Here is a 9,824-nt window from a genome sequence, read left to right as displayed (position 1 = left end):
TGATAACAATAGTTATCTTGACCAAGAAGCCACCACTTCAAACATTACCGTAGGTAGTTAAGTGGATGGTAGTTCACGAAAGAGATTATGGAAACAAGAAAACAACGTGATGTTATGGATTCATTTTGTAAAGTAGTTACATATAGAGGATATGATATAACCATAGGTGAACTTTTTTCTATAGGAGAAGAATATACATCCAATCTTCTAAAAAGCGTAAATGGAGGAGCTGCATATCCTATTGAAGATTGGAGTGATTGGTTCGAGGACTTTTTCATCATGTTGGCGAATATATAATATATAAACTAATTAGTTATATTATATATTTAAAGTTAAGAAAATAATTGAGAGATTAAAATATTTAAAAATAAGTGTAAATTTTATCAATCTTAAAAAAGGATTAACTTATTTCTAATAAATTTAGAAAAAATTAAACTAAAATAAGCTGACAAAAATCGATATGAGCTAATGATTTATAAAAGTTAGATGAAAAAATATAAGATATTTCTAAAAATTCAAAAAAAACAATAAGTTTTACCATCTCAGGTGTTGAAAAAAAAGATAAAAATAATTTATATGGAAAAAATAAAATTATACGTAAAAAAAAATTGAAATAAAAATTAAAAATGTCGATAAAACGTTAATTTCAAAACAAAATAACGCTATTGACAAACCATATTGCTTTAAATTATAATTATTGAAAATAATGATATTTAAAAATCATACTCATGTCATAGTCTAAAAGTAAGTCAAAAAAGAATGTAAGTCTAAGCAAGTACTACTCTAAAATGTGTTTTATTAAAAAATAAACGTTGAAAAAAATTAATTATTATATAAAAATGCTGTTTATACTTTAACAATGAGGTAGTAATCTAATTAGAATAAAAAACTCTAATTAGTTATATACATAGTAAAAAGGTAAGAGAGGTGATTTGGATGGCTTTTGAAATAATAAAAAGCATTGTTGAGGCAGAGCAGACAGCAGACAGTATTAAAGTAAAAGCTGTTACTGATGCAGAGTCTATCAGAGCTGATGCTGTAAACGAATGTGAAAGCATCTTGGCTGATGTAAAAAAGCAAGCAAAGCTTATGGAAGAAACTCTTGTTGAGAAGGCAGTCACCGACAGTAAAGCAGAGGTTGATAAAATCTTGGCAGATGCTAAAAGTGAATGTCTGAAAATTGAAAAAACTGCGACAGAAAGACGAAGTAAGGCAATCGAGGCGGTTATTGGAAAGGTAGTGAGATAATATGGCAATAGTTAATATGAACAAGATATCTATTGTTGGCTTAGAAGCTCAAAAAAGCCAAATTTTAAAGCTACTTATGAACCGTGGATTTGTTCAAATTGATGATAGTGCCTTTCTTACTGAAATGGATGAGTTAAAAAATCATCTTACAAAAGATGGTGAGGAGTCAGAGGTTATAATGCTAGAACAGAAGATGGCACATGTGAATCAAGCGATTGACATTGTTTCTTCACTAGTGAAACAAAAAAAAGCTATGTTTGCACCAAAAAGAGAATTTAACAAAATTGACAGTGAAAAAGAAGAGGAAATTTATGCTGAAGTTTTGGAGTTAAATAATCTAAATAAAGAGATAGGTACAATAAGGAGTAACATAAATTTATTAAATAATAATAAAAGTATGTTAGAGCCATGGGTAAACTTTGATGTTCCTTTTGAAAAGATGGAAACTAAGTATACAAAAACTATTCTAGGAACGATACCCACAAACGCAAATATTGATGCTTTAAGAGTTAGACTAGAGGATGAAGTGCCAGAAAGTGTTCTTGGAATTATTGACTCTGACAAGTTAATGAACTATGTTTATTTAATTACTTTAAAAGAAACTTTTGATAATGCTACAGAAGTTCTTAAAGAATTTAATTTTTCAATAGTTACATTACCAAGTGAGGAAGGAACACCATCACAAGCTATCAAGAAATACAATGAAATGATAATTAGACAGGAAAACGTTTCTAAAAATAAGACAGAAGAAATCAAAAATCATGGAAATAATATACACATGCTTGAAAATCTATATGATTTTTACACTATAGAAAGAGACCAGAAAAAGATTATAGAGAGACTTGTAAAAACAAAAACAACATTCTGTCTTAATGGTTGGTTGCCAAGTAAAAGTGCCAGTGAGCTAATTAATGAAATCACAGAAAAGTTTGATTGTTGTGTTCAAACAGAGGAAGGAAATAAAGAAGAAGGTTTCCCAATTCTACTTGAAAACAATAAACTTGTAACACCTTTTGAAAGTGTAACAAACATGTACAGTTGTCCAAGCACAAAAGATATTGACCCAAATACAATTATGACTTTCTTTTATGTTATATTCTTTGGAATGATGCTAAGTGATGCTGCATATGGGATAATAATTGCCCTAGTTTGTGGATTTATTATATACAAATCAAAGATGAAAAAGGGTGAAGGAAATTTAATTAAACTTATTGGTATTTGTGGAGTTTCAACTACTATATGGGGTCTTATATTCGGGGGTATTTTGGGGGATTTAATTCCTATAAAAGCTTTAATTAATCCTTTAGAGGATGTTATGGTACTTATGGGGATGTCATTACTGTTCGGTATTATCCATATATATGTAGGTTTAGGAATTAAAGCATATACACTAATAAGAGATGGAAAGGTCATAGATGCAATTTGTGACGTAGGATTTTGGTATTTATGTATAACAGGGGTATGTCTACTTATAATACCTTTTGTTGCAGGAGATATAGGCGTATTTTCTGAAGTAGGAAAATATTTAGCAATTATAGGTGCTATAGGTCTTGTTCTTACTCAAGGGAGAAGCTTTAAAGGAGTACCTGTTAAGCTTTTTAAAGGATTTTCAAGTCTTTATGGTATAACAAGTTATTTTGCTGATATATTATCTTATACAAGAATTATGGCTCTTTGTCTAACAACAGGAGTTATAGGGCAGGTTATCAATCTTTTAGGGGCTATAGCTGGTCCAATATTTGCAGTTGTAATTGGTGTTGTAGGACACACAATAAACCTTCTTATAAATGCACTAGGTGCATATGTTCATACAAGTAGGTTACAGTATGTAGAATTTTTCAATAAGTTTTATGAAGGCGGAGGAGTTCCTTTTGTTCCGTTTAAGTATAAAACAAAATATACAAGCATTAATAAAAAGGAGATGTAAATATGGAATTTTTAAACGCGTTAGGAAATGGTCAATTTTTGGCAATATCAGGAGCTGCTATAGCAGCGTTATTTGCAGGTATGGGTTCTGCTAAAGGTACTTCAATAGCAGGGCAAGCCGCAGCAGGTGTTGTAACAGAAGACCCTAGTAAATTCGGTCAACTTCTAGTTTTACAACTTCTTCCTGGTACACAAGGTCTATATGGATTTATCATAGCTTTCCTTATTTTATCAAAAGCAGGAATTATTGGTGGAGATGCGATACCAACATCAGCTCAAGGTTTACAACTTCTTATGGCAGGGCTTCCAATTGGTCTAGTTGGTTTAGTATCAGGTATTGCACAAGGTAAGGCAGCAGCAGCAGGGGTTGGAATAGTTGCTAAAAGACCTGAAGAACTTGGTAAAGCTATAACATTTGCAGCTATAGTTGAAACATATGCTCTTTTAGGACTACTTGTTTCTTTCTTAGCTTACAATGGAATTGCAATTGGATAATTATAGAATATAATTCATAAGTAAAAAAAATGAAAAGGAGGAAGCACTCCTATGGGTAATGAACAAAAAATGATTGACAGAATTATAGCTGATGCCAAGCAAGAGGCGCAAGAAATATTGGATAAAGCTAAAATTGAAACAGATTCAAAGATAAGCTCAGCTAATGAAAAAGCTGAAAAGGAAATGGCTTCCTATACAAAGCTTGCAGAGGCAGAAGCAGAAAAAGCAGCTTCTAAAGAAATATCAGGAGCTTATATGGAGGCAAAGAAACAAATATTATCAAAGAAACAACAGATTTTAGAAGAAGTAATTTTAGAAGCTAAAAATAAACTTCTAAATCTTAAAGATAGTGAATATGAAAAAATTATATTAAATATGATTGAAAAAGCGAATTGTACAGATGGTTCTGAGATAGTATTATCTAAAAAAGATAGAAAAACATTAAAAGATGTATTATCTAAAAAAGACATCAAAGTGTCTGATGAAACTAGAGATATTACTGGAGGTTTCATAGTTAAAAAAGGTGATATTGAGTATAATTATTCGTTTGAAGCTATAATTGCAGTAGAGCATGAAGATATTGAGCAAATTGCAGCAGAAATTTTGTTTAATTAAGGAGGGGGGTTAAAAAATGGCAGAAGAAAAAACTTATCCCTATGCCGTGGCACGAATAAGAGTGCTTGAAAAACAGCTTCTTAACAGACAAATGTTTATTCAAATGGCAGAAGCTAAAAGCCCTGAAGACTCTTTAAGAATTATAGCAGAAGCAGGTTATACGGATTCGTCAAACAATAATGTTCACAATTTTGAGAATGTTTTGACTCAAGAATTATCTAAAACATATGAAATTCTTAAAGGTCTAGCCCCTGAAGAAAAATTTGTTGATGTATTCCTTTATAAAAATGATTATCATAACTTAAAAGTTTTGATTAAAGAAGAAATCTCTGGTGTAGATGGCGAAAAGTACTTAATTGATGGAGGTACAATTCCACTTGCTAAGCTTAAAGAATCTTTAGCAAATCGTAGTTTTAGTGATTTACCTAAGATAATGGCAGGAGCAATAACAGATGCATTTGAGATTTATAGTAAAACACAAAATGGTCAAATGGTTGATATTGTTTTAGATAAAGCAACTTTTTCAAGTATGAAAGAGACAGCTACAGAAAGCCAAAATAAATTTGTAATAGATTATGTTATGAAAGTTTGTGATTTAACAAATCTAAAGAGTTTTATAAGAGTTAAAAATATGAAGAAAGATTTTGATATGTTTATGAATGTGTTTGTTTCAGGTGGTTCACTTGATAAAGAAAAATTCTTAGAAGCTTTTTCTTCAGACACTCCAGCATCATGTTTTAAATCTACTTCTTACTCTGATGTCTGTAAAAATGGTATGGATAGTGGATTTACTGTCTTTGAAAAACTTTGTGATGATTATCTTATGGAATATGTTAGAGACGCAAAATTTAAACCTCTTACACTAGAACCGCTAATTGCATATTTATATGCTAAAGAATCAGAAATAAAAACAATTAGGATTATTATGACTAGTAAGCTTAATAATATAGACGCAGATACTATAAAAGAAAGGCTAAGGGATGCTTATGTATAAAGTAGGAGTAGTTGGAGATAAAGATAGCATCATGGGATTTTTAGCTCTTGGAATAGATATCTTCCCAGCCTATGATAGTGACGAAATTAAAAAAAGTATACATAAGTTGGTTGAAGATGAATATGCGATAATTTATATTACAGAACAGGCGTCATTGCTTGCAAAAGAATCAATAGCAAAATACAAAGACTATCAACTTCCTGCTATTATAGTTATTCCAGGTATTGGAGGAAGTATGGGATTAGGTATGAATGAAGTAAGAGAATCTAGTAAACGTGCTATAGGTGCAGATATATTATTTAAAGAATAGATGCAAATTGAATAAGAGACAATCTCAAATTTTGTTAATGCTAAAAAAATGTATTGATAAAATATAGGAGGGAATATTTAAATTTTGATAAAGTATATGATTGCAGGTGAGAGAATATGAAAACAGGCACAATTGTAAAGGTGTCAGGACCGCTTGTCGTAGCGGAGGGCATGAGAGATGCGAATATGTTTGACGTCGTAAGAGTTTCTGATAAACATCTTATAGGCGAGATTATTGAAATGCATGGAGATAAGGCTTCTATACAGGTTTATGAGGAAACTTCTGGTCTAGGACCAGGAGAAGAAGTGGTTTCTCTTGGAATGCCTATGAGTGTTGAGCTTGGGCCAGGTCTTATTTCAACTATTTATGATGGTATTCAACGTCCACTTGAAAAAATGTATGAGATTTCAGGTACTAATATAACTAAAGGTGTTGAAGTATCTTCACTTGATAGAACAATTAAATGGGAATTCAAACCTAAAAAGTCTGCTGGTGATAAAGTAGTAGCAGGAGATATAATTGGGGTAGTTCAAGAAACTGCTGTAGTGGAATGTAAGATTATGGTTCCTTATGGAGTAAAAGGTACTATAAAAGAAATATATTCTGGAGAATTTACTGTTGAGGATACAGTTTGTGTTATCACAGATGAAAAAGGTAATGATATAGCTGTAACTATGATGCAAAAGTGGCCAGTTAGAAAAGAAAGACCATATAGGGAAAAGAAAACACCAGATTCACTTCTTGTTACAGGTCAAAGAGTTATAGATACATTTTTCCCAATTACAAAAGGTGGTGTAGCAGCTATTCCAGGGCCTTTTGGAAGTGGAAAAACTGTTACACAGCATCAGCTTGCTAAATGGGCAGATGCAGATATAGTTGTATATATAGGATGTGGAGAACGTGGAAATGAAATGACAGATGTTCTTCTTGAATTCCCTGAACTAAAAGACCCAAGAACAGGCGAGTCACTTATGCAAAGAACAGTACTTATAGCCAATACATCAGATATGCCAGTTGCTGCACGTGAGGCCTCTATATACACTGGTATTACAATAGCTGAATATTTTAGAGATATGGGATACAGTGTTGCACTTATGGCAGACTCTACATCAAGATGGGCAGAGGCTCTTAGAGAGATGAGTGGTCGTTTGGAAGAGATGCCAGGTGAAGAAGGTTACCCAGCGTATTTAGGTTCGCGTCTTGCTCAATTCTATGAGAGAGCAGGAAAAGTAAACTGTCTAGGTATGGATGACAGAGAAGGAACTCTTACAGCAATTGGTGCTGTTTCTCCTCCTGGTGGCGATACATCAGAACCTGTCAGCCAAGCAACACTTCGTATAGTAAAAGTATTCTGGGGACTTGATGCTTCATTAGCATACAAACGTCACTTCCCAGCAATTAACTGGTTAACAAGTTATTCACTTTATCAGGAGAAAGTTGATGTATGGGCAGATAAAAATGTAAATGATAATTTCTCAGCTCAAAGAGCTCAAGCTATGAAACTTTTGCAAGTTGAATCTGAGCTTCAAGAGATAGTTCAATTGGTTGGTGTTGACTCACTTTCAGATGGAGATAGATTGATATTAGAAGTTACTCGTTCTATAAGAGAGGACTTCCTTCATCAAAACTCTTTCCATGAAGTTGATACTTATACATCACTTCATAAACAATATAGAATGATGGGGCTTATTCTAAAATTCTATAAGTCAGCACAAGATGCTATTAAGCAAAATGTTACTATAAATGATATTATCAAGCTTTCAGTTCTTGAAAAGATTGGTCGTGCTAAGTATGTAGAAGAAGATAAACTAGATGCTGCTTACGATGCAATTGAAGATGAAATAGACAACGAGCTTGCTGACCTTATTAAAAAGAGGGGGGCTGAAGAACTATGATAAAGGAATATAAGTCAATACAAGAGGTAGCCGGTCCTCTTATGCTAATAAACGGCGTAGAAGGTGTAAAATTTGATGAACTTGGAGAAATTGAGCTTTCAAGTGGAGAAATTCGTCGTTGTAAAGTTCTAGAAGTAAATGAAGATACTGCACTTGTCCAACTTTTTGAAAGTTCAACAGGTATAAACCTTGCTGAAAGTAAAGTACGTTTTTTAGGAAAGAGTCTTGATTTTGGAGTTTCACCAGACATATTAGGTCGTGTTTTTAGTGGGATGGGTAAACCTATTGATGGTGGACCAGAAATTATACCAGATAAGAGACTTGATATAAATGGTGCACCTATAAATCCAGCAGCGCGTGATTATCCAGCTGAGTTTATACAGACTGGTGTTTCTGCAATAGACGGACTTAATACCTTGGTTAGAGGGCAAAAACTTCCTATATTCTCAGGTTCTGGTTTGCCACATGCTAATCTTGCAGTTCAAATTGCAAGACAAGCAAAAGTTCGTGGAACTGACTCTAAGTTTGCCGTTGTATTTGCAGCTGTTGGTATAACTTTTGAAGATGCAGATTTCTTCATAAGTGATTTTAAAGCAACTGGTGCAATCGACCGTTCTGTGGTATTTGTAAACCTTGCAAATGACCCAGCAGTAGAGCGTGTATCTACACCTAGAATGGCACTTACAGCAGCAGAATACCTTGCTTTTGAGCAAGATATGCATGTACTTGTTATAATAACAGATATTACAAACTATGCAGAAGCATTACGTGAAGTTTCTGCAGCTAAAAAAGAAGTTCCAGGACGTCGTGGATATCCAGGTTATCTTTATACTGACCTTGCTACAATGTATGAAAGAGCAGGAAAAATGAAAGGGCATGAAGGGTCTATAACAATGATTCCAATACTTACAATGCCTGAGGATGATAAAACACATCCAATTCCTGACCTTACAGGATACATTACAGAAGGACAAATTATACTTAACCGTGAACTTTACAAAAAAGATATACAGCCTCCTATAGATGTTTTACCATCACTTTCTCGTCTTAAAGATAAGGGGATTGGTAAAGGTAAGACTCGTGAGGACCATGCAGATACAATGAACCAGCTTTTTGCAGCATACTCAAGAGGTAAAGATGCAAAAGAACTTATGGCAATACTGGGTGAATCTGCACTTTCTGAAATTGATTTAATGTATGCAAAATTTGCAGATGAATTTGAGAAAGAATACGTTTCACAAGGGTTTAGAACTGACAGAACTATTGAGCAGACATTAGAAATTGGATGGAAGCTTCTTAGTATGTTACCCAAAAGTGAACTTAAACGTATTCGTGATGAATATTTTGAAAAATATATGCCTAAGGAGTGATATCTGTGGCTAGATTAAATATAAATCCAACACGTATGGAAATGACTAGACTTAAGAAACTCCTTAAAACTGCAACAAGAGGTCATAAGCTTCTTAAAGATAAGCTTGATGAACTTATGAAACAATTTCTTGAAATTGTAAGAGAAAATAAGCGATTACGTGAAGAAGCAGAAAATGCTCTTGATGCTGCTTATAAAAATTTTATAATTGCAAGGGCAGTTATGAGTCAGGAGTATCTAGGTTCAGCACTTATGATGCCAAAACAATCTGTTTCTGTAGGTGTTTCTACAAGAAATATAATGAGTGTTGATGTTCCTGTGTTTGACTTTAAAACTGAAAACAATCAAAGTGATATTTATCCTTATGGTCTTGCTTTTACATCAGGGGAATTAGATTCTGCTATGGAAGCATTTTCAGATGCAATGGAACCACTTTTAAGACTTGCAGAAAGTGAAAAAAGTGCACAGCTTCTTGCACAAGAGATAGAAAAGACACGTAGACGTGTTAATGCTCTTGAAAATGTAATGATACCAAATTACATTGAAACTATTAAGTATATTGCTATGAAGCTTGAAGAAAATGAGAGAGCAAGTACTACTAGACTTATGAAGGTTAAGGATATGGTGCTTAAAAAATCACTTGAAGAAAAAAAGAAAAATGATTTAGTTGGATAATTAAATACTTATACAAAATAAGCCTAACGTCCTAGTTTATAGGAGTTAGGCTTATTTTGTACAATATTTCAACACTCCTGATGTAAAAGTTATGTATATTCTACCTTGTATATAAAAAAACTTCAAATAAAATCATACTCGTATGGGTAAAAGGGTGTTTTTTATAAGAAGTTTTATGAAGATACAAGGGTCTATATGCATAGAACTTTGTAAAAAAATAATAAATTTAACAAAAATTTCTAAAAATTAACGAATTGTTAATTTACACTTAACTTCATATTAACAAATTAGGTGTAT

10 protein-coding genes are annotated in these 9,824 nt (G+C 32.8%); all 10 read left to right on the top strand.

Translation table 11 applies throughout. From position 1 onward, the window contains the following. Window positions 1-87 precede the first annotated feature (87 nt). Window positions 88-297 (top strand): hypothetical protein, encoded by a 210-nt coding sequence (locus KGF36_RS07240; protein ID WP_227827687.1) that lies wholly within the window; start codon window positions 88-90, stop codon window positions 295-297. A gap of 639 nt (window positions 298-936) precedes the next feature. Next, window positions 937-1,248, top strand: a complete 312-nt coding sequence (locus KGF36_RS07235) for a hypothetical protein (protein ID WP_227827686.1) — start codon at window positions 937-939, stop codon at window positions 1,246-1,248. A gap of 1 nt (window position 1,249) precedes the next feature. Beyond that, window positions 1,250-3,175 (top strand): V-type ATP synthase subunit I, encoded by a 1,926-nt coding sequence (locus KGF36_RS07230; protein WP_227827685.1) that lies wholly within the window; start codon window positions 1,250-1,252, stop codon window positions 3,173-3,175. Window positions 3,176-3,177: 2 nt separating this feature from the next. Beyond that, window positions 3,178-3,669: a V-type ATP synthase subunit K gene (locus tag KGF36_RS07225; protein WP_003422657.1), complete on the top strand. Its 492-nt coding sequence runs from the start codon at window positions 3,178-3,180 to the stop codon at window positions 3,667-3,669. Between the two features lie 51 nt (window positions 3,670-3,720). Continuing rightward, window positions 3,721-4,284 (top strand): V-type ATP synthase subunit E, encoded by a 564-nt coding sequence (locus tag KGF36_RS07220; protein ID WP_227827684.1) that lies wholly within the window; start codon window positions 3,721-3,723, stop codon window positions 4,282-4,284. A 16-nt stretch (window positions 4,285-4,300) separates the two neighbouring features. Then, entirely contained in the window at window positions 4,301-5,278 is a 978-nt protein-coding gene (locus tag KGF36_RS07215) for a V-type ATP synthase subunit C (protein ID WP_227839670.1), read from the top strand. Further along, entirely contained in the window at window positions 5,271-5,588 is a 318-nt protein-coding gene (locus KGF36_RS07210; protein WP_009893746.1) for a V-type ATP synthase subunit F, read from the top strand. The genes KGF36_RS07215 and KGF36_RS07210 overlap by 8 nt, the downstream gene beginning before the upstream one ends. 116 nt (window positions 5,589-5,704) lie before the next feature. Further along, complete coding sequence (locus KGF36_RS07205; RefSeq protein WP_227433967.1) at window positions 5,705-7,483, top strand: V-type ATP synthase subunit A; 1,779 nt, start codon at window positions 5,705-5,707, stop codon at window positions 7,481-7,483. Then, window positions 7,480-8,853 carry a V-type ATP synthase subunit B gene (locus KGF36_RS07200; protein ID WP_227433968.1) on the top strand — a complete coding sequence of 458 codons (1,374 nt, stop codon included), beginning with the start codon at window positions 7,480-7,482 and terminating at the stop codon, window positions 8,851-8,853. Before KGF36_RS07205 ends, KGF36_RS07200 begins: the two co-directional genes overlap by 4 nt. 5 nt (window positions 8,854-8,858) lie before the next feature. Beyond that, the gene (locus tag KGF36_RS07195; protein WP_227854653.1) at window positions 8,859-9,527 is read left to right on the top strand and encodes a V-type ATP synthase subunit D; all 669 of its coding nucleotides are present in this window, start codon (window positions 8,859-8,861) and stop codon (window positions 9,525-9,527) included. Window positions 9,528-9,824: the final 297 nt, after the last annotated feature.

It is taken from the genome of Clostridioides sp. ZZV14-6009 (assembly GCF_020658095.1).
GTDB lineage: Bacteria > Bacillota > Clostridia > Peptostreptococcales > Peptostreptococcaceae > Clostridioides.
This window is presented reverse-complemented; position numbering and strand designations above follow the sequence as displayed.

Excerpts from the sequence above, each read along its gene's own strand:
- KGF36_RS07225 (WP_003422657.1), top strand. The coding sequence starts at position 3,178 with ATGGAATTTTTAAACGCGTTAGGAAATGGTCAATTTTTGGCAATATCA.
- KGF36_RS07210 (WP_009893746.1), top strand. The coding sequence starts at position 5,271 with ATGTATAAAGTAGGAGTAGTTGGAGATAAAGATAGCATCATGGGATTT.
- KGF36_RS07230 (WP_227827685.1), top strand. The coding sequence starts at position 1,250 with ATGGCAATAGTTAATATGAACAAGATATCTATTGTTGGCTTAGAAGCT.
- KGF36_RS07205 (WP_227433967.1), top strand. The coding sequence starts at position 5,705 with ATGAAAACAGGCACAATTGTAAAGGTGTCAGGACCGCTTGTCGTAGCG.
- KGF36_RS07220 (WP_227827684.1), top strand. The coding sequence starts at position 3,721 with ATGGGTAATGAACAAAAAATGATTGACAGAATTATAGCTGATGCCAAG.
- KGF36_RS07235 (WP_227827686.1), top strand. The coding sequence starts at position 937 with ATGGCTTTTGAAATAATAAAAAGCATTGTTGAGGCAGAGCAGACAGCA.
- KGF36_RS07240 (WP_227827687.1), top strand. The coding sequence starts at position 88 with ATGGAAACAAGAAAACAACGTGATGTTATGGATTCATTTTGTAAAGTA.
- KGF36_RS07215 (WP_227839670.1), top strand. The coding sequence starts at position 4,301 with ATGGCAGAAGAAAAAACTTATCCCTATGCCGTGGCACGAATAAGAGTG.
- KGF36_RS07200 (WP_227433968.1), top strand. The coding sequence starts at position 7,480 with ATGATAAAGGAATATAAGTCAATACAAGAGGTAGCCGGTCCTCTTATG.